Below are 1,520 nucleotides of genomic sequence, written 5' to 3'. Positions count from 1 at the left end.
AAGCGAGGACGCCATGAACATTTCCATCATCAAGACGATCGCCGCCCTTGGACTGGGCGTTCTCGTATCGGCCTGTACCGCAGCCCCGGATTTCCCCACCCGGGCCGCCCCTTTCGAAACCACGCCGATCCCGACGGTCGCCCCGGTTGCGGCAGCCCCCGTGGTCGCGATGCCGGTGTCGCTGAACGTGGCGGAGATCAACGTGCTGGTGCCCGAAAGCCTTGAGGTCAGCGAGGCGAACCGTTTCTATCCGCGCGGCGACATCGTGTGGCGCGGCGACCCCTTGGGGGACCGCCACGCACAGGTCAAGGCGATCTTCGACACCGCCTTTGCCCGGGGCGCGGAGGCTTTCGACGGGGAAACGCCCGTCCGCCTTGATGTCGAAGTGCGGCGCTTTCATTCGCTTACGGAAAAGACGCGCTATACCGTGGGCGGTGTGCATTCCATCACCTTCCTGCTGACGCTGCGGGATGCACGCACCGGCGAATTGCTGCGCCCAACCCGCGAAGTGCAGGCGGACCTCGATGGGTTCGGCGGGCGGCAGGCGATCCTTGCCGATGCCCGGGGTGAAACCCAGAAGGTGCGGATCACCGCGCATCTGGCGGAAGTCCTCCGGCAGGAACTGTCCCGCCCCGAAGGCCACCGCAACGCGAAGCTGGGGCTGATCCAGGCGCTCAACAAATTCTGAGCTTTATCCATCCTCAGGAACCGACTAGAGGGGGCGCTATGACAGCGCCCCTTTCCGCATCCGACCGCCCCACCGTCCGTCTTCTGCCGAAGGCCAATGCCCGTGCCATCCGGCATGGCTTTCCTTGGGTCTACGCCAATGAACTGGTGACCGACAGGCGCACCCGGGGCCTTGCCCCCGGCACGCTGGCCCGGCTCGACGATGATACCCGCCGCCCCATGGGCCTTGTCGCCGTAAACCCGGCGAGCAAGATCATCGCCCGCATGATCGACCCCGATCCGGAGGCGGTCATCGACGAGGCATGGTTCGCGGGCCATCTGCGCCGTGCGCTCAAACTGCGCGAACAGCTTTACGATGCGCCCTTCTACCGGCTCATCCATGCGGAGGCGGATGGTCTGCCGGGCGTGGTGATCGACCGGTTCGGCGATACCTGCGTGATCCAGCCCAACGCGGCATGGGCCGACGCCCTGCTGGAACCGCTTTGCGCGGCGCTGGTGTCCGTTACCGGCGTCAAACATGTGCTCAAGAACGCAGGCGGGCGGACCCGGTCCCTTGAAGGGCTCGACGATGTGTCCTCGGTCCTGACCGGAGAGGCACCGGCTGCCCCCGTCGAAGTCCCGATGAACGGTGCCATCTACATGGCGGATCTGACCGGCGGACAGAAGACCGGATTGTTCTACGACCAGCGGCCCAACCACGCCTTCGTGGCGGAGCTGTCACGCGGGGCGCGCGTACTCGACGTGTTTTCCCACGTGGGGGGCTTTTCGCTGGCCGCACTGGCGGGCGCCGATCCGTCCACCGCCAGTGTCGAAGCGGCGCCCGCACTCGATCT

2 protein-coding genes are annotated in these 1,520 nt (G+C 66.2%); both read left to right on the top strand.

Annotation, left to right across the window (positions count from 1 at the left end; genetic code table 11):
- On the top strand, positions 1-688 hold a 688-nt coding region (locus A3764_RS15305; protein ID WP_330220533.1), incomplete at its 5' end, for a DUF6778 family protein.
- A 38-nt stretch (positions 689-726) separates the two neighbouring features.
- A partial coding sequence (locus A3764_RS15300; protein WP_150122208.1) for a class I SAM-dependent rRNA methyltransferase occupies positions 727-1,520 on the top strand: 794 nt, incomplete at its 3' end.

The organism is Sulfitobacter sp. HI0129, assembly GCF_001635395.1.
Taxonomy (GTDB): Bacteria; Pseudomonadota; Alphaproteobacteria; order Rhodobacterales; family Rhodobacteraceae; genus Sulfitobacter.
The sequence above is the reverse complement of the archived record's forward strand: the minus strand, read 5'-3'. Positions and strand labels throughout refer to the sequence as shown.